This window comes from Pseudooceanicola endophyticus, assembly GCF_018760365.1.
Classification (GTDB): Bacteria; Pseudomonadota; Alphaproteobacteria; order Rhodobacterales; family Rhodobacteraceae; genus Pseudooceanicola; species Pseudooceanicola endophyticus.
The window spans coordinates 59,843-76,796 of sequence record NZ_JAHIAB010000016.1; the positions used below are offsets into that span (position 1 = coordinate 59,843).

The 16,954-nt window shown below is 67.7% G+C and carries 16 protein-coding genes; 5 read left to right on the top strand and 11 right to left on the bottom strand.

Going from position 1 to position 16,954, the window contains the following annotated elements:
• Positions 1–4: 4 nt before the first annotated feature.
• Both KM176_RS21850 and KM176_RS21855 read left to right on the top strand, forming a co-directional pair.
• Positions 5–1,027 (top strand): glycosyltransferase family 2 protein, encoded by a 1,023-nt coding sequence (locus KM176_RS21850; protein WP_160896669.1) that lies wholly within the window; start codon positions 5–7, stop codon positions 1,025–1,027.
• Complete coding sequence (locus KM176_RS21855) at positions 978–2,693, top strand: glycosyltransferase (RefSeq protein WP_160896670.1); 1,716 nt, start codon at positions 978–980, stop codon at positions 2,691–2,693. The genes KM176_RS21850 and KM176_RS21855 overlap by 50 nt, the downstream gene beginning before the upstream one ends.
• On the opposite strand, the gene KM176_RS21860 is transcribed toward KM176_RS21855, so the two are convergent.
• On the bottom strand, positions 2,685–3,566 hold the full coding sequence (locus KM176_RS21860; RefSeq protein ID WP_160896671.1) for a hypothetical protein: 882 nt from the start codon (positions 3,564–3,566) through the stop codon (positions 2,685–2,687). The two genes, KM176_RS21855 and KM176_RS21860, sit on opposite strands and share 9 nt — an antisense overlap.
• 205 nt (positions 3,567–3,771) lie before the next feature.
• Between KM176_RS21860 and KM176_RS21865 the strand changes: the two genes are divergently transcribed.
• Both KM176_RS21865 and KM176_RS21870 read left to right on the top strand, forming a co-directional pair.
• Positions 3,772–4,863 carry a carboxynorspermidine decarboxylase gene (locus KM176_RS21865; protein WP_160896699.1) on the top strand — a complete coding sequence of 364 codons (1,092 nt, stop codon included), beginning with the start codon at positions 3,772–3,774 and terminating at the stop codon, positions 4,861–4,863.
• Between the two features lie 60 nt (positions 4,864–4,923).
• Positions 4,924–6,168 carry a saccharopine dehydrogenase family protein gene (locus KM176_RS21870; protein WP_160896672.1) on the top strand — a complete coding sequence of 415 codons (1,245 nt, stop codon included), beginning with the start codon at positions 4,924–4,926 and terminating at the stop codon, positions 6,166–6,168.
• A gap of 120 nt (positions 6,169–6,288) precedes the next feature.
• On the opposite strand, the gene modC is transcribed toward KM176_RS21870, so the two are convergent.
• The 10 genes from modC to KM176_RS21920 all read right to left on the bottom strand — a co-directional run bounded on the left by modC (position 6,289) and on the right by KM176_RS21920 (position 15,928).
• Positions 6,289–7,377 carry a molybdenum ABC transporter ATP-binding protein gene (gene modC / locus KM176_RS21875; protein WP_160896673.1) on the bottom strand — a complete coding sequence of 363 codons (1,089 nt, stop codon included), beginning with the start codon at positions 7,375–7,377 and terminating at the stop codon, positions 6,289–6,291.
• The gene (gene modB, locus KM176_RS21880; protein WP_160896674.1) at positions 7,374–8,069 is read right to left on the bottom strand and encodes a molybdate ABC transporter permease subunit; all 696 of its coding nucleotides are present in this window, start codon (positions 8,067–8,069) and stop codon (positions 7,374–7,376) included. The genes modC and modB overlap by 4 nt, the downstream gene beginning before the upstream one ends.
• Positions 8,070–8,075: 6 nt before the next feature.
• Positions 8,076–8,846, bottom strand: a complete 771-nt coding sequence (modA, locus tag KM176_RS21885) for a molybdate ABC transporter substrate-binding protein (RefSeq protein ID WP_160896675.1) — start codon at positions 8,844–8,846, stop codon at positions 8,076–8,078.
• Between the two features lie 65 nt (positions 8,847–8,911).
• Positions 8,912–9,283, bottom strand: a complete 372-nt coding sequence (locus KM176_RS21890) for a winged helix-turn-helix domain-containing protein (protein ID WP_160896676.1) — start codon at positions 9,281–9,283, stop codon at positions 8,912–8,914.
• A 94-nt stretch (positions 9,284–9,377) separates the two neighbouring features.
• A complete protein-coding gene (gene cysK / locus KM176_RS21895) occupies positions 9,378–10,445 on the bottom strand; it encodes a cysteine synthase A (protein WP_160896677.1) in 1,068 nt (355 codons plus the stop codon).
• A gap of 90 nt (positions 10,446–10,535) precedes the next feature.
• Complete coding sequence (locus KM176_RS21900; RefSeq protein WP_160896678.1) at positions 10,536–11,429, bottom strand: glucokinase; 894 nt, start codon at positions 11,427–11,429, stop codon at positions 10,536–10,538.
• A gap of 313 nt (positions 11,430–11,742) precedes the next feature.
• Positions 11,743–12,840, bottom strand: coding sequence for an ABC transporter ATP-binding protein (locus KM176_RS21905; protein WP_160896679.1), 1,098 nt, complete (start codon positions 12,838–12,840; stop codon positions 11,743–11,745).
• Between the two features lie 4 nt (positions 12,841–12,844).
• Positions 12,845–13,753, bottom strand: a complete 909-nt coding sequence (locus tag KM176_RS21910) for a carbohydrate ABC transporter permease (protein WP_160896680.1) — start codon at positions 13,751–13,753, stop codon at positions 12,845–12,847.
• On the bottom strand, positions 13,746–14,618 hold the full coding sequence (locus KM176_RS21915) for a carbohydrate ABC transporter permease (protein WP_160896681.1): 873 nt from the start codon (positions 14,616–14,618) through the stop codon (positions 13,746–13,748). The genes KM176_RS21910 and KM176_RS21915 overlap by 8 nt, the downstream gene beginning before the upstream one ends.
• Positions 14,619–14,680: 62 nt before the next feature.
• The gene (locus KM176_RS21920; protein ID WP_160896682.1) at positions 14,681–15,928 is read right to left on the bottom strand and encodes an ABC transporter substrate-binding protein; all 1,248 of its coding nucleotides are present in this window, start codon (positions 15,926–15,928) and stop codon (positions 14,681–14,683) included.
• A 300-nt stretch (positions 15,929–16,228) separates the two neighbouring features.
• Between KM176_RS21920 and KM176_RS21925 the strand changes: the two genes are divergently transcribed.
• On the top strand, positions 16,229–16,954 hold the full coding sequence (locus KM176_RS21925) for a response regulator transcription factor (RefSeq protein ID WP_160896683.1): 726 nt from the start codon (positions 16,229–16,231) through the stop codon (positions 16,952–16,954).

The following is a 16,954-nucleotide window of genomic DNA, read 5'->3' on the forward strand; positions in this document are numbered from 1 at the left end:
CGTCATGACACGGATCACGGCGATCACCACCTGCTACCGCGAGGGGCCGCTGCTGGGTCCGGCGCTGCGTTCCGTTCTGGCCCAGCAGGGCCCCGAGCTGGAGGTGCTGCTGGTCGCCGACGGGGCCGATGCCGCCACCCTGGCCGAGGCCGAAGGACTGTGCGATCCCCGGCTGCGGCTGCTGCGCCAGGCCAATGACGGGCTGTCCTCGGCGCGCAACCGGGCGCTGGAACAGGCGCGGGGCGACTGGATCTGCTTCCTCGATGCCGATGACCTGCGTCCGCCCTGGGCGCTGGCGCGGATGCTGGCAGCCGCCGGTCCGGCAGAGCTGGTGCTCTGTCCCGGCCACCTGAGCGAACCCGACGACAGCCTGCACCCGTTCTACGACCGCGCCCTGCTGGACCAGCTGGCGGCGCGGCCCTCAGACGACCCGCTGCGCCGCCCCCTCGCCCAGCTGAGCGAGCCGCAATCGGCCAACAAGCTGATCCGCCGCAGCCTGATCGCGCGGCACCGGCTGCGCTTTCCCAACGGCCATTTCTTCGAGGACATCCTGTTCCACACCCTCGCCGTCACCCATGCGCGCGGGCTGGCCGTCAGCGACAGCCCCGGTTTCACCTATCACCGCCGCCATGGCCACCGCCAGATCACCGGCGGCGCCGATACCCGGCGCTTCGACACGCTGGCGGTGACCCGGATGACGCTGCAACGGGTGGCCGCCGAAGCCCGCGACCCGCTGCTGCGCCTTTCGGTGCTGCTGTCCTGCGCGCGGCTGATCCAATGGTCCGAAAGCGTGATCGCCCATCCCCACCGCGCCGCCTTCCGCGACATGACGGTGGCCATGCTGGCCCTGTCTGACCCGATCTACCGGGTGCTGCCGGCCCTGCCGGAACCGCTGGCCCCCCTCGCCCCGCTGCACGACTGGCTTTCGGGGCTGCTGCGCGACCCGCGTCTGCCCCCCCATCCGCAGGAGATCCCCCATGTCCGACCCGGTTTTCGTCAGCGCCTTTGGCCACAGCGTCGCGCTTGATCCCGGCCCCGGCGGGTTCCTTGGCGCCGACAGCCTCTGGCGGCTGCGCGAGATCTACGAACCCGCCCTGGCGCGCGAGGCGCTGCCCGACAGCGGGCTGGCGGTGGACATCGGCGCGGGCTTCGGCGCCTTCGCCCTGCCCTTCGCCCTGGCCTTCCCCGGCTGGCAGATCCGCTGCTTTGAACCCGAAGAGGAAAGCTATGCCGCGCTTTGCCGCAACATCGACCGGCTGGGGCTGCGCGGGCGGGTGCAGGCCACCCGTGCCGCCATCGTGCCCGGCGCGCGTGGCGGGCGGGCCCTGCTGCGCGGAGATCGCGAAAAGCCCGGGTTCCTGGCCGCCGACCTGCCCGAATGGCAGGGCACGGGCCCCGCGCAAAGCCTGCCCGCCCTGCCCCCCGCCCATGTCGCCGCCCTGACCCCGACGCTGGTGAAATTCACCTGCCCCGGGCAGGAGGCCGGGCTGCTGGGGGCCTTGCAGGCCGCGCCGCCCAGATGGCTGATCGGGGAAAGCTGGCAGCCGGTGCCCAGCACGCTTCTGGCGCCCGAAACCCGCGCCTATGTGCCACTGGCGGGCACGCCCTTCCGCTTGCAGCAGGGCCCGGCAAGTGGCGGCCTGCGCCCCGGCCTCGACGTGGTGGTGGCGATGTACAACAGCGCCGCCACGATCCGCGCCTGCGTCGCCTCGACCCTGACGGCGGGGCGGGACGACATCCGCGCGCTGGTGGTCGATGACGGCTCGACCGACAGCGGCGCCGAGGAAGTCCGGCGCGCCTTCGGCGACGATCCACGGGTGGTGCTGCTGCAAAAGGTCAACGGCGGCTGCGCCTCGGCACGCAACCACGGGCGCATGGCCTCGGATGCGGCGCATCTGGCCTTCGTCGATGCCGATGACACCGTGGACCCGGATTTCTTCGCCAACCTGCTGGAACTGGCGCGCTATTCGGGCGCCCCGATCGTGCAGGGCAGCTTTGCCCCCTTCGAGGACACGCCGCATGGACGGCTGTTCGCCGAGCCGCCCGAAGCCGCCGCCCATGCCGGGTTCCCCCGCCAGCCCTTCGGCAGCGCGCAGTGGTATCCCCTGCCCTGGGAGGCGGCGGTGACCGGCCAACCCTCGATCTGGCGGCGGGTCTACCGGCGCGATTTCCTGGACGCCCGAGACATCTGGTTCCCCGAACATATCCGCGCCTTCGACGACCTGCTGTTCCAGCTGGTCTCGTGCCAGCATGCCGGGATGATCCCGACCCGCGAGGACCTGCGCTATCACTACCGCCAGCACGCCGCACAGGACATCCGCGCCGGGGATGAACGGATGATCTACAGCCTGGAAATGTACCGCCTGGTGCTGCGCCGCGCGGTGGAGGAAGGCTGGCCGCGCTTCGATCCCTTCGCGGTCTCCTTCTTCAACACGCTGCACTGGACGCTGGAAACGATCCGCCCCGACCTGGCCGAGCCCTTCCTGCAGGGCGCGGCAGAGCTGTGGGTGCTGATGCGCAAGGTCTTCGGGCGGGCGCTCGACCCGGTGGACCGCAGCGTCAGCCTGCCCGTCGCCTTCGCCCGCCAGCGGCGCGAGACCGAGGCGCGGCTGGCCGGGTTCGCCGACAGCTACGCCTTTGCCTATCTCGACAGTGCCGCGCTGCATGTGGACATGGTGCGCGCCTCAGCCTGAACAGCGCGCCCGGAAGGCCTCGTGCAGGGCGCGGGCCTGGATGCGGCGGCGCCAGAGCCGGGTCTCCATCGCCGCCGGGTTCGGGGTTTCCACGTAAAGCTCGTGCGCCAGCTTGCGTGCGACGTAATCGGCCAGCAGATGCGGACGACGCGGCGCGGCGCACAGCGCAACCAGCCGGTCATGGGCCTGCGGATCGAAGACCGGGTTGCCCAGCGGATCGCCCTCCGGTCCGGCAGCGCGGAACCAGTCGTAAAGCGCCAGGTCATCGCCCAGGGCATCGCGGATCTCGGCATCCTCCCCGGGCCAGTCGATGCCCGTCCCGGCCGAGCTGTTCTCGGTCCGCAGACCGGAGGGATCAAGGCCCAGATCCGCCAGCAGCGCCGCCTGGCTTTGCGTGGCACCGGGCAGGTCGAACACCGTGTCCATTGCCGACAGCACCAGCTTCGCCGCCTCCAGCCGCGAGGCGCATTCGCCGCGCAGCGCCGGAAAGGGCGCGGTCAGGAAATTGCAGATCACGTTGCCGCTGCGGGCCAGGAAGGCCTCGGGCGTGGGGGGCTGCCAGCCCTCGGCGCGCAGCCCCATGTCAAAGCGGTACTGGCTTTTGACGCGGGCCACCGGATCGCGCAGCCCGGTGGCAAAGCGGATCTCTCCGGCCATGTAGGGCAGCATCGCCTCGTGCAGCCAGTGGCCCGTGACGGCGCGCAGCGCGCGCGGATTGGGCAGTTCCAGGAATTCCGGTCGCCCCTCGCGCAGATTGGCGATCAGAGAGGTGCTCTGATACACCTGTTCGGGCGGCAGCGCCCGTTGCAGCGCCCGCATCAGCGACATGCCCGCGCATTTCGGCACGTGGACGAAGAACAGCGTCCGGACCATGGCACCCCGCCCCCTTTTCAGCCGGCCTCTTCGATTTATCTCCGGTTTGAGATAAACAACTGGTAAACGCCGCTCCGGACCCCTAAATGGTGGTCCCCTGCCACGATTTTCCCCTTGCCTGCGCCCGCCGCATCGGCGAGTGCAGGGGCCGAAACCGCCCTTTCCATGGGCCTCACCCCGAGACGAAGGTGACCACGGGACCATGATCCAGACGCCCTATTACCTGATCGACAAGTCGCACCTGCTCCGCAACATGGAGAAGATCGCCACGCTGCGCGAGGCCTCCGGGGCGAAGGCGCTGCTGGCGCTGAAATGCTTTGCCACCTGGTCGGTCTTCGACTTCATGAGCGAGTACATGGATGGCACGACCTCCTCCTCGCTCTACGAGGTCAAGCTTGGGCGCGAGAAATTCCCCGGCGAAACCCATGCCTATTCCGTGGCCTGGGCCGATCACGAGATCGACGAGGTGCTGGGCAATTCCGACAAGATCATCTTCAACACCGCGAACCAGCTGCGCCGGTTCGAGGAGGTCAGCCGCGATCACACCCGTGGCCTGCGGGTGAACCCGGGCGTCTCGACCTCGGGCTTCGATCTGGCGGATCCGGCACGGCCCTTCTCGCGCCTGGGGGAACACACCCCCGAGGATATCGAGCCCGTCGCCGACCTGATCAGCGGCTTCATGTTCCACAACAACTGCGAGAACGCGGATTTCGAGCGTTTCGACAACATGCTGGGCTCCATCCAGCAGCGTTTCGGCCACCTGATCCGCCGCATGGACTGGATTTCGCTGGGCGGCGGCATCCACTTCACCGGCGAGGGCTATCCGCTGGACAGGCTGGCCGAGCGGCTCAAGCGCTTTGCGGGCGAGAACGAGGTGCAGGTCTATCTGGAACCCGGCGAGGCCTCGATCACCAAGTCGACCACGCTGGAGGTGACCGTGCTGGACACGCTCTTCAACGGCAAGAACCTGGCCATCGTCGACAGCTCGATCGAGGCGCATATGCTGGATCTGCTGATCTACCGCGAAAGCGCCAAGATGAACGAGGCGGGTGACCAGGACTGGATGGTCTGCGGCAAGTCCTGCCTGGCCGGCGACATCTTCGGCGAATTCAAGTTCGACCATGCACTGAAGCCCGGCGACCGCCTGTCGATCCAGGACGCGGCCGGTTACACCATGGTCAAGAAGAACTGGTTCAACGGCGTGAAGATGCCCGCCATTGCCATCCGCGAGCTGGACGGGACGGAACGTCTGGTCCGCGATTTCGATTACGGGGATTTTGCCGCGGCGCTGTCGTAAGCCCGTCGTGATCCCGTGAAAGCCTAGCCCCTCAACAGGAGACTAAGGAGGTCCCTACCGTTGAAACGAAACGTTCTCATCATCGGCGCCGGCGGCGTCGCTCAGGTCGTGGCGCACAAATGCGCGCAGAACAACGATGTGCTGGGCGAAATCCACATCGCCAGCCGGACGCTTTCCAAGTGCGAGGCGATCCTTGAGTCGGTCCGTGAAAAGGCCGCGATGAAGCAAGAGGGCGTGCTGAAGGCCCATGCGGTCGATGCGATGGACAGCGCGGCCGTCGCCGCCCTGATCCGCGAGACCGGCGTGGAGATCGTCATCAACGTGGGCTCCGCCTTCGTCAACATGACCGTTCTGGATGCCTGCATCGAGACCGGCGCCGCCTATATCGACACCGCGATCCACGAGGACCCGGCGAAGATCTGCGAGACCCCGCCGTGGTATGGCAACTACGAGTGGAAGAAGCGCGACCTGTGCGCCGAAAAGGGCGTGACGGCGATCCTGGGCGCGGGCTTCGACCCGGGCGTGGTGAACGCCTTCGCACGCTTCGCCATCGACATGATGGACGAGGTGAAGTCGATCGACATCGTCGACATCAACGCCGGCTCCCATGGCAAGTATTTCGCGACGAACTTCGATCCCGAGATCAACTTCCGCGAATTCACCGGCACCGTCTACTACTGGGAAGACCGGCAGTGGAAGGAAACCAGCATGTTCGCCTCGGGGCGCGAATGGGACCTGCCGGTCGTGGGCGTGCAGAAGGCCTACCAGTCGGGCCATGACGAGGTGCATTCGCTGGCGACCAACTATCCGCAGGCGGACGTGCGCTTCTGGATGGGCTTCGGCGATCACTACATCAACGTCTTCACGGTGCTGAAGAACCTCGGCCTGCTCTCGGAGCAGCCGGTGCTGACCGCCGAGGGCCAGGAAGTGGTGCCGCTGAAGGTCGTCAAGGCCGTGCTGCCCGACCCGGCGTCGCTGGCGCCGAACTACACCGGCAAGACCTGCATCGGCGATCTGGTGAAGGGCGTGAAGGACGGCAAGGACATCGAGGTCTTCGTCTACAACGTGGCCGATCACAAGGAAGCCTACGAGGAAGTGGGCTCTCAGGGGATTTCCTACACTGCGGGCGTGCCCCCGGTCGCCGCCGCGATGCTGGTGGCCAGCGGCGCATGGGATGCGAAGACCATGAAGAACGTCGAGGAGCTGGATCCCAAGCCCTTCTTCACCATCCTGGACCGGATCGGCCTGCCGACGCGGGTGCAGATCGGCGGCCTTGGTGGCGAGGACAAGGCCTGGGACGCGTAAGTCGTCCCGCATCGACACGGACATAAAGGAGACCCCCGGGCATCACCCCCCGGGGGTTTTCTTTTGGCCGCTGTCGGGACGCCTCCGGCGGAGGTATTTGGAACAAGAAAATGACAGGCGTCAGCGCGCCGGGCCCACGGCGTCGGGGGCGATGGCCACGGTCTTCATCACCGCATGGCAGGGCGTGCCCGGGGCAAGCTGCATCGCGTCGAGCGAGCGGCGGGTCAGCCGCGCCAGGATCAGACCCGCGGGCGTTTGCAGCGAGACCAGCGCGCCCGGCCCCTCTCCGGTGCGGATCGCGGCCACGGTACCGGGCAGGATGTTGAGCGCCGAGAGCCCCTCGGGGCGGGCGCGCGACAGGATCACGTCCTGGGCGGCGATGCGGATGCGCAGCACCTGGCCTTCGGGCTGGGCGACGCGGGGCAGCAGCAGCGGCTGGCCGCCGGCGTCAAGCTCGGTCAGCCCATCGGGGTGATGGGCGACGATGCGGGCGCTGAGGATCGCGCCGGCGTCGCGGATGCCGGTGGGGGTGAAGGCGGGATCGGCCAGCAGATCGCGGGCGGGGCCGGCGCGTTCGACCCGGCCGGCCTTCAGCGCCACGATGGTGGTGGCCAGGCGCGCGACCTCGGTCGCGGAATGGCTGACATAGAGGATCGGGATCTGCACCTCGTCGCGCAGCCGTTCGAAATAGGGCAGGATCTCGGCCTTGCGGGCCTCGTCCAGGGCCGCCAGGGGTTCGTCGGCCAGCAGGATCCGGGGCCGCGCCAGCAGCGCCCGGCCGATGGCGACACGGGATTTCTCTCCGCCAGAAAGCGCGCCGGGGCGGCGATCAAGCAGCGCGCCAATGCCCAGCATCTCGATCACCCGGTCGGGCTTCAGGCCCGGCGCCGCCCTGGGCGCGAAGAAACGCCCGTAGCCGAGGTTCTGGCGCACGCTCATATGCGGAAACAGCCGCGCATCCTGGAAGATATAGCCCAGCCTGCGACGGTGCACCGGCAGGTCGATCCGCGCCGCGCGATCCAGCAGCACCGTATCATCCACCGCGATGCGCCCCGACTCCGGGCGCAGCAGCCCGGAGACCGCGTTGATCACCGTCGTCTTGCCCGAGCCCGAGCGCCCGAAGAGCACGGTCAGGCCGGGCGGGGCCTCGAAGGCGATGTCGAGGGCGAAACCGCCGAAACCGTGGCGCAGCCGGACCGAAAGCGTCATCGTCCCGCCACCCGTTTGGCGATGCGCTGCGCCAGCACCTCGCTGGCCAGCAGCGCCGTCATGGCGATGGCGACCGAGATGCAGACCAGCTTCAGCGCCGCGCCCTCCTGCCCGGGGATCTGCAGGAAGCTGTAGATCGCCGAGGGCAGCGTCTGGGTCTGACCGGGGATGTTGGAGACGAAGGTGATGGTGGCGCCGAATTCGCCCATCGCCTTGGCGAAGGCCAGGATGGCGCCGGCGATGATGCCCGGCAGGATCAGCGGCAGGGTGACCGTGGCAAAGACCAGCGGGCGCGGGGCGCCCAGCGTCAGCGCCGCCTGCTCAAGCTTCGGATCGACCGCCTCGATCGACAGGCGGATGGCGCGCACCATCAGCGGAAAGGCCATGGTGCCCGCGGCCAGCGCCGCCCCGGTCCAGCGGAAGGCGAAGATGATGCCGGCTTCCTTCAGCAGGCTGCCGACAGGGCCCTGCGTGCCCATGCTCAGCAGCAGCAGGTAGCCGGTGACCACGGGGGGCAGGATCAGCGGCAGATGCACGATCCCGTTCAGCAGCTGGCGCCCCGGAAAGCGCCAGCGCGCCAGCGCATAGGCCACCAGCAGGCCCAATGGCAGGCTGACCAGCGTCGCCAGGGACGACACCTTCAGCGACAGCGCCACCGCCTGCCATTCCTGGGGGCCCAGCCAGCCGGTCATCGCACCTCAGTCGCCCAGCACCGTGAAGCCCTGGCGGGTGAAGGCGTCCGTTGCGGCATCGCCCTGCAGCCAGGCCAGGAATTCGTCGTCCAGCGGGTTCTTGCTGCTGGCGACGGTGGCCGCCGGGTAGATGATCGGCGGGTGGCTTTCCTCCGGGAAGGTCCCCAGCACCTGTACACCCTTGTCGGCGGCGGCGTCGGTGGCGTAGACGATGCCATAGGGCGCCTCGCCCGAGGACACCAGCGCCAGAGCCGCGCGCACGTTGTCGGCCTGCGCCACCTGCCCCTTCACCTGATCCCAGACCCCGAGGCTTTCCAGCGAGGCCTTGCCGTAGATCCCCGCCGGCACCGCATCGACCAGGGCCATCGCCAGGTGGCCGTCCGGCCCCAGCAGACCCTTCAGATCGAACCCTTCGGCAATGTCGACCGGCTTGGCGTCGGCCTTGGCGCTGACCAGCACGATCTCGTTGGCCAGCAGGTCGATGCGGGTCTCCGAATCGATCTCGCCGCCCTCTTCCAGCTTGTCCATCCAGCCCTCGTTGGCCGAGATGAAGACATCCGCCGGAGCGCCCTGCTGGATCTGGCGCGCCAGCGCCGAGGAGCCGGCCAGCGACACATGCAGCGTGTTGCCGGTCTCGTCGTGGTATTTCGTGGCGATCTCGTCCATGGCGTTCTTCAGGCTCGCCGCCGCGAAGACCGTCAGATCCCCGGCCTGCGCCGTGCCCGCCATCAGCGCCAGGGCCAGCCCTGCCCCGCAGGTCATCTTGAAGAAGGTCATCCTTGCCGCTCCCGGATTCGATATGTTTCCCCGGGAATATCGCATGGGATTTCCCGGGGGCAACCCTATTCCTCTTCCGGCGGCGCCAGCATGGCCTCCATCCGGTCCAGATGCCCGCCCCCGGCGCGGCGCGTCGCCGCCTCCAGGCCGCGGTAGGCCTCCAGCAACGCCTCCCCCGCCTCGGTCACCTGCGCGCCCCCGCCCTTCGCCCCGCCCCGGCTGGAGGTCACGACAGGCTCGCGGAACATCGCGTTCATCACCTCGACCAGCTGCCAGGCCCGCTTGTAGCTCATGCCCATCTCGCGCCCCGCCGCCGCGATCGAGCCGGTGCGCCCGATGCGTTCCAGCAGCTCGGCCTTGCCCGGCCCCATCATCCGTCCGCCGGGTCCGAAGACCACGCGCAGCCGCAACCCGGTATCGCCCGACCCGGCCTTCATCCGCTCAGCACATCCTGCATTTTCTTGTTCCAAATACCTCGGGGGAGTCTTCCGGCACGGAAGACGGGGGCAGCGCCCCCCGTCCCGGCCCGTCTCACATCTGCACGCCGGGGGTCGAGCGCATGATCTCGCGTTCCTCCTCGGTCATCTCCGGCTCGATCGCCTCGAACAGCGGCGTCGACAGGTAGCGCTCCCCGGTGTCGGGCAGCATCGCCAGGATCACCGTGCCGGGGGCGGCCTTGGCCGCCAGCTTCATCGCCACCGCCAGCGTCGCCCCGCCCGAAATGCCGGTCAGGATGCCCTCGCGCGCGGCCAGCCGCCGTGCCCAGTCCATGCCCTCCGCCCCGCTCACCGGCAGCACCGCATCGGGCGGCGTGTGGTCCAGCCCGTCCTGGAGCACGGCGGGAATGAAATCCGGGGTCCAGCCCTGGATCGGATGCGCCGCCGCCTTCGGATGGCTGGCCGAGGCGGTGCCGTCGGGATTGCGCGGCTGGACCTCACCCGAGGCGACCTGCGGCGCGGCATCGGGCTCGGCCAGGTAGATCTTCGTCTCGGGCCGTTCCCGGCGCAGCACCCGCGAGATGCCGGTGAAGGTGCCCCCGGTACCATAGCCCGTGACCACCGCATCCAGCCGGTGACCGGCAAAATCGGCGACGATCTCGGGGCCGGTGGTGGCCTCGTGGATGGCGGCATTGGCCTCGGTCTCGAACTGGCGGGCGAAGAACCAGCCATGGGCCTCGGCCAGCTCCTTGGCCTTTCGGACCATGCCGGTGCCCTTCTCGGCCTTGGGCGTCAGGATCACCTTGGCGCCCAGCATCCGCATCAGGCGCCGCCGCTCGACAGAGAAGGTCTCGACCATGGTGATCACCAGCGGATAGCCCTTGGCGGCGCAGACCATCGCCAGGCCGATGCCGGTGTTGCCCGAGGTCGCCTCGACCACGGTCTGCCCGGGCGTCAGCGCCCCCGTGCGCTCGGCATGTTCGATGATCGAGAGCGCCAGCCGGTCCTTGACCGAGGCCGCCGGGTTGAAGAATTCGGCCTTCACATAGACCGTGACGCCCGCAGGCGAGATATTGGCCAGTTTCACCGCCGGCGTGTTGCCCACCGTGTCGGTGATCGAATCGTAGAGCCGTCCGCGGCCCGAAGTGGAAAATCCGGTCATGAGTGCCTCCGTCCGTCGGGCGCGCGTCCCCGGCGCGCCCTTCGGGGCTCATGATGGCGCAAACGGGACGGCAATGCACGCCCCGCGTTGTCACGCCGCAGCGCAGCCTGCCAGCGCCGCCGTGTCGTCCAGGATCACCGAGACAGGCACATGCGCCGCGGTGTCGAGCGCCAGCGGCGCGGCATAGGTCTCGCGGAAGGCAGGGGCGCCGCCGCCCAGCAGCACGGCGCGCGCCACGCCGCCCGAGAACAGCAGCCCCCGGCCCGGCAGGAAGCCCAGCGTCAGGTCCTGCGCCAGCATCGCCATCAGTCCGGCGTAGAAGCCGACGAAATCGAGGATCGCCGGATCCTTCTCGGCCATCAGCTCGGCGGGTTTGCGATCCGATCCGGAGGCGAGGCGGAACATCCGCTCGAAGCCGCGCCCCGAGAAGACATGCTCGACCGTGTCATAGCCGTGATCCGTGGTACCGAGGCGCGCGCTGATCGCGTCGCGGATGCGCCAGGCGATCTGCACATGGCCCTGCTCGGCCTTGGGCACGACGGGGCCGCGCGCGGTGATCACCACCGGGGAGACATTGAAGCCGGTACCGATACCCGCCACCAGCGCCTGGTGGCCGCGCGGGGCATAGCCCTCGGTGATGGTCTTCAGACCGCCCTGCCCCAGCGAGGGCACCGAATAGCCGAGCGCCTCGAGGTCATTGATCAGCCGGGCGGTGACGCCGAACATCTGGCCCAGTTCCAGCGTGTCGAAATGCCAGTTGCGGTTGGTCAGCCGGGCGCGGGTCTCGTTCACCGGGCCGGCGACGGCGACGCACATGCTCTGGAGTGCCTCGGGGCGGGTTTCGGCGACATAGAGCTGGGCCACCTCCTCGAAGGTGGGGAAATCGTCGTTGCGGAAGGACCGGATGGTCTCGGGCAGGACCACCGCCCCCTCGGCGAGCGCGAAACGCACGTTGGTGCCGCCGACATCAGCTACCAGTTTCATGACCAAATGCCTTGCTGTTTTCCAAAGTCGAGCCGAGCCATAGCGAATGTTAGCGGTGAAACCAATGGCGCTGTGACCAGAGTTGCGGCCAGGCGGGCGATTGTGCCCGCGGCTTCGGGTGGGTGCCTGCTGAGGCACCGGCGGGGCGCCCCCGGGGTCGGGGACGCCCCCTGGTGAGGCCGCAGGAAGGGCAGCGGGAAGGGGGCGCTGCCCCCGTCTTCCGTGCCGGAAGACTCCCCCGGGATATTTCCGGCCAGATGACAGGGAAGCCAGATGACAGGGAGGCCGGGGGAGCAGGCGGTCGGTTGCGGCCTCAGTTCAGGCGTTCGCCGGTCTGGGGGGCAAAGTAGGAGACCTTGGCGAGATCGAAGGCCAGATCCAGCGGCTGACCGGCGCGGGCGCTGGTTTCCGCATGCAGCCGCGCCGTGACCTGGCGGCCGCCGAGGCTGGAGACCACGTAGGTATCGGCGCCGGCCGGTTCCACCATGTCGACCATGCAGCTGGCCTGCTGGACCTGGGCACCGGCGCGGAAGCCCGCCTCGGCGATATCCTCGGGGCGCAGGCCCATGATGACATCGCCCGGCAGATCCAGCGGACGCGGATCCGAAAGCACCAGCGGCGCCTCGCCCGGACGGGTGATCTCGATCCGGTGGCTGCCGCCGTCGCGAGCGACCTTGGCCGGGATCAGGTTCATCGCCGGAGAGCCCATGAAATCGGCCACGAAGAGGTTGGCGGGCTGGTTGTAGATTTCCGCCGGGGTGCCGATCTGCTGGATCACGCCGCCCTTCATGACGACGATCTTGGTGGCCAGCGTCATCGCCTCGATCTGGTCATGGGTGACGTAGACGATCGAGGCGTTCAGGGTCTGGTGCAGCTTCTTGATCTCGGTGCGCATCTCGACGCGCAGCTTGGCGTCGAGGTTCGAGAGCGGCTCGTCGAAGAGGAAGAGCGCGGGTTCGCGCACCAGGGCGCGACCCATGGCGACCCGCTGGCGCTGCCCGCCCGAGAGCTGGCCGGGCTTGCGGTTCAGCAGGTGGTCGATCTGGAGAAGCTCGGCCACCTCCTTGAGCTTGGCCTGCTGGTTCGCCTGATCGACGCCCCTCACCTTCATGCCGAAGGTGATGTTCTTGGCGACCGTCATGGTGGGATAGAGCGCGTAGCTCTGGAACACCATGGCGATGTTGCGGTCCTTGGGGCTGACATGGGTCATGTCCTGCCCGGCGATCTGCAGCTGGCCGCCGGTGATCGGTTCGAGACCGGCGATGCAGTTCAGCAGGGTGGACTTGCCGCAGCCCGAGGGGCCGACCAGCACCAGGAAATCGCCCGGCTCGATCGAGACGTTGATGTCCTTGAGGATGTCCACCGGGCCGTAGGATTTGCGCAGGTGCTTGATATCGAGAATGGGTGCCATGTTCTTACCCCTTCACAGAGCCGGCGGTGAGGCCGCGGATGAAGTACTTGCCGGCGACGACATAGACGAAGAGCGTGGGAAGGGCCGCGATGATCGCCGAGGCCATGTCCACGTTGTAGGCCTTCACGCCGGTGGTGGAGTTGACGATGTTGTTGAGCGCCACGGTCACCGGCTGGGTGCCGGGGCCGGAGAAGCTGACGCCGAAGAGGAAGTCGTTCCAGATCTGGGTGAACTGCCAGATGACCGAGACGACGATGATCGGCAGCGACAGCGGCAGGAAGATCGACCAGAAGATCCGGAAGAAGGCGGCCCCGTCGATCTTGGCGGCGCGCACCAGTTCCTGCGGGATCGTCACGTAGTAGTTGCGGAAGAACAGCGTGGTGAAGCCCAGGCCGTAGATCGTGTGCACCAGGATCAGCCCCGGGATGGTGCCCGCAAGATGCAGGATGCCCAGCATCTTGGCCATCGGCAGCAGCACCACCTGGAAGGGGATGAAGCAGCCGAACAGCAGCAGCGCAAAGATCATGTTGGCGCCGCGGAAGCGCCACTGGGCGAAGACATAGCCGTTCAGCGCCCCGATCAGGGTCGAGATCAGCACGCCGGGGATGGCGATGATGACCGAGTTCCACATGAAGGGCTTCAGCCCCTCGCACTGGGTGCCGGTGCAGGCCTGGGACCAGGCGATGCGCCAGGGTTCGAAGGTGATCTCGCGCGGGAGCGCCACGAGGGAGCCGGTGCGGATCTCGTCCAGGGACTTGAGCGAGGTGGTGATCATCACGAAGAGCGGCATCAGGTACCACAGCGCGAAGAGGATCAGCATCGCGTAGAGGCCCGCGCGCAGGGCGATGCGACCGAAGCGCGCCGAGGTGGAGCGCTGGCCCGCCAGCGGGGAAACGTAGGTTGCGTCAGTCATGTTTCGCCCTCAGCTCGGAGTAGAGGTAGGGAACGACGATGGCGAAGACGACGGCCATCATGATCATCGCCGAGGAGGCCGCCTGGCCGAGGTTCCCGCGCGAGAACGCCATGGCGTACATGTAGGTCGCCGGCAGGTCGGTGGCATAGCCCGGACCGCCCCCCGTCAGGGCAACGACCAGGTCGAAGCTCTTGATGGCGAGGTGCGAGAGCACGATGAAGGCCGACAGGAAGATCGGCGCCATCGAGGGGATGATGATCGCGGTGTAGATCCGCCAGTTCGGGATGCCGTCGACCTGGGCCGCCTTGATGATTTCCCCGTCGACCGAGCGCAGCCCCGCGAGGAACAGCGCCATCACGAAGCCAGAACTTTGCCAGACGCCCGCCAGCACGATCGTGTAGATCGCCATGTCGGGGTTCACCAGCCAGTCGAAGCGGAAGCCCGCAAAGCCCCAGCCCTGGACCATCGCCTCGATCCCGTGCTGCGGGTTGAGGATCCATTTCCAGGCGGTGCCGGTGACGATCATCGAAAGCGCCATCGGGTAGAGGTAGATGGTGCGGATCACCCCCTCGGTGCGGATCTTCTGGTCGAGGAAGATCGCCAGCATCAGCCCCAGCACCATCGAGATCACGATGAAGAGGCCGCCGAAAAGGTAAAGGTTGTTCATCGCCGTGTCCCAGCGGGGCGTGGCGAAAAGCTTGGTATACTGGTCGAAGCCGTCGATCTCGTAGCGCGGCATGATCTTCGACTTGGTAAGCGAGATCCACGCCGTCCAGCCGATGAAGCCGTAGACGAAGATCAGGACGGCCACGAAGGTTGGCGCAAGGACCACCTTCGGAACCCATCTTTCCAACAGGTTGGACATAGGGAACTCCCGGAATAGGAAGCGCCCGGCCGAAACCGACCGGGCGCCGGGTCGTCAGGGGATCACATCGCGTTCGCGACGGCGTCCTGAAGCTGCTTCACGGCCTCTTCAGAGGTCATGTCGGAGTTGAAATGCGCGGTCACCACATCGGTGATGGCGCCGGCCGGTTCGCCGCGCAGCGCCATGCCATGGGCATAGCTGGGCAGCAGGGAGCCGTCCTTGGCATCCGCGTTCATGTCCTTGGAGGACAGCTTCGCGCAGTCGTCGAACTTGTCGAGCGACACGTCGGTGCGCACCGGGATCGAGCCCTTGTTGAGGTTGAAGGTCTCCTGGAAGGAGGGGGCGACGATCAGCTCGGCCAGCAGCTTCTGGCCGGCGACCTTGTCGGCATCATCGCCGACGTCGAACATGGCAAAGCTGTCGACGTTGTAGAGGAAACCGTGGCCCGGGGTGGCGGCGCAGGTGAAATCGACGCCGGGCTTCTTGCCGGCGGCCAGGAATTCGCCCTTCGCCCAGTCCCCCATGATCTGGAAGGCGGCCTCGCCGTTCATCACCATGGCGGTGGCCAGGTTCCAGTCGCGGCCCGGGTAGTTTTCATCGACGAAGCCGCGCAGCACGCGCATCTCGTCGAAGACCTTGATCATGGTGTCGGAGCCGAGGGCATCCATGTCCAGATCGACCAGCGCCTTCTGATAGAACTCCGGCCCGCCCATGCCCAGCACGACGGTCTCGAAGACGGTGGCGTCCTGCCAGGCCTGGCCGCCATGGGCCAGCGGGGTGATGCCCGCCGCCTTCAGCTTTTCGGCCGCCGCGTTGAACTCTTCCCAGGTGGTCGGCATGGCAATGCCGTTGTCATCGAGGATCTTCTTGTTGCCCCAGATCCAGTTGACCCGGTGCACGTTCACCGGCGCCGCGCACCAGTGGCCGTCGCATTTCATGTGCTCGGCGATCTGCGCGGGCAGCACGTCGCCCCAGTGCTGTTCCTCGGCCACGTCGGAAATATCGGCCAGCACGCCCTCTTCGTACCATTCCTGGATCGCCGGGCCCTTCAGCTGCACGGCGGTCGGCGGGTTGCCCGACAGCACGCGGGCGCGCAGCGCGGTCATGGCCGCATCGCCACCCCCCCCGGCCACCGGCATGTCGGTCCAGACGCCGCCGCGTTCCTTGAACTGCTCCTGCAGCACGGCCACGGACTTGGCCTCGCCGCCCGAAGTCCACCAGTGCAGCACTTCGGCGGTCGGTTCGGCCACTGCCGGGAACGCAAGCAGGGCCATCGCGGACGAGGCCGCGATTACGTGTTTGATTGTCATGTCATCCTCCCGAATGCCCGCCCCATGGTCGCGATCCCGTGATCACCCCGTGAGGCGGCTGTCGTGGAGCGCATCTTTTCAGGCCCCACCCCGCGCTGGCAACAGGCTGCATCGGGCTGCGGCACAGTTTTCCCGCCGCTCTGTTACACGTTGTTACGCAAGCAAAAATGCCGCATTGCGGCGTTATCGCTATCGCTTCCAGCCCCTTGGTTTTCAGGCCGAACCGGCCGACCGGGCCGATTGCCCCGCCCCTGCCCGCCCGCTAATGTGGCGCCCGGAGCGGGGGCAACGGGGGGCCACATGACGATCGCACGGCTACTGGTTGTCGATGACGATGCAGAGATGCGCGAGATGCTGACGGACTTCCTGCGCCGCTCGGGATTCTTCGTGCTGCCCGCCGCCAGCCGTGCAGAGATCGAGGGCCACCTGGCGCGTGGCCGCATCGACCTGATCCTGCTGGACGTGATGCTGGGCGACGAAAGCGGGGTCGAGATCTGCGGCGCGCTGCGCCGGGATCACGACATGCCGATCATCCTGGTCTCGGCACTGTCGGCGGATCACCAGCGCATGGCGGGCTACGAAATGGGCGCGGACGATTACATCGCCAAGCCCTTCAACCCGGCGCTGCTGCTGGCGCGGGTGCGCGCGGTGCTGAACCGCGCCCGCCGCACCCCCTCGCTCGCCTATCGGCGCACCACCTCTGCCTATCGCTTTGCCGGCTGGCACTACGACGGCAAGAAGAACGAAGCCCTGTCCCCGCGCGGCTTCCAGGTGGCGCTGTCGCGGCGCGAGACGGAGCTGCTGAAGGTGCTGCTGGCCAATCCCCACATCCCCCTGACCCGGGAGGAGATCGCCGCCGCCCTCGACATGGGCGAGGAGGCCGAGGCCTCGGGGCGGGCCATCGACGTGCTGGTCGGGCGGCTGCGCACCAAGATCGAGCGCAATCCCAAGGACCCCGAGATCCTGAAGACCCTGCGCGGCACCGGCTACGTGCTGGCCGCCGACGTCACCACCGATCCGGCCTGA

What these genes read in the sequence shown, in the direction of transcription:
- KM176_RS21850 (WP_160896669.1), top strand. Translation starts at nt 5, where the DNA reads ATGACACGGATCACGGCGATCACCACCTGCTACCGCGAGGGGCCGCTG.
- KM176_RS21855 (WP_160896670.1), top strand. Translation starts at nt 978, where the DNA reads ATGTCCGACCCGGTTTTCGTCAGCGCCTTTGGCCACAGCGTCGCGCTT.
- KM176_RS21860 (WP_160896671.1), bottom strand. Translation starts at nt 3,566, where the DNA reads ATGGTCCGGACGCTGTTCTTCGTCCACGTGCCGAAATGCGCGGGCATG.
- modC (WP_160896673.1), bottom strand. Translation starts at nt 7,377, where the DNA reads ATGACGCTTTCGGTCCGGCTGCGCCACGGTTTCGGCGGTTTCGCCCTC.
- modB (WP_160896674.1), bottom strand. Translation starts at nt 8,069, where the DNA reads ATGACCGGCTGGCTGGGCCCCCAGGAATGGCAGGCGGTGGCGCTGTCG.
- modA (WP_160896675.1), bottom strand. Translation starts at nt 8,846, where the DNA reads ATGACCTTCTTCAAGATGACCTGCGGGGCAGGGCTGGCCCTGGCGCTG.
- KM176_RS21890 (WP_160896676.1), bottom strand. Translation starts at nt 9,283, where the DNA reads ATGAAGGCCGGGTCGGGCGATACCGGGTTGCGGCTGCGCGTGGTCTTC.
- cysK (WP_160896677.1), bottom strand. Translation starts at nt 10,445, where the DNA reads ATGACCGGATTTTCCACTTCGGGCCGCGGACGGCTCTACGATTCGATC.
- KM176_RS21900 (WP_160896678.1), bottom strand. Translation starts at nt 11,429, where the DNA reads ATGAAACTGGTAGCTGATGTCGGCGGCACCAACGTGCGTTTCGCGCTC.
- KM176_RS21905 (WP_160896679.1), bottom strand. Translation starts at nt 12,840, where the DNA reads ATGGCACCCATTCTCGATATCAAGCACCTGCGCAAATCCTACGGCCCG.
- KM176_RS21910 (WP_160896680.1), bottom strand. Translation starts at nt 13,753, where the DNA reads ATGACTGACGCAACCTACGTTTCCCCGCTGGCGGGCCAGCGCTCCACC.
- KM176_RS21915 (WP_160896681.1), bottom strand. Translation starts at nt 14,618, where the DNA reads ATGTCCAACCTGTTGGAAAGATGGGTTCCGAAGGTGGTCCTTGCGCCA.
- KM176_RS21920 (WP_160896682.1), bottom strand. Translation starts at nt 15,928, where the DNA reads ATGACAATCAAACACGTAATCGCGGCCTCGTCCGCGATGGCCCTGCTT.
- KM176_RS21925 (WP_160896683.1), top strand. Translation starts at nt 16,229, where the DNA reads ATGACGATCGCACGGCTACTGGTTGTCGATGACGATGCAGAGATGCGC.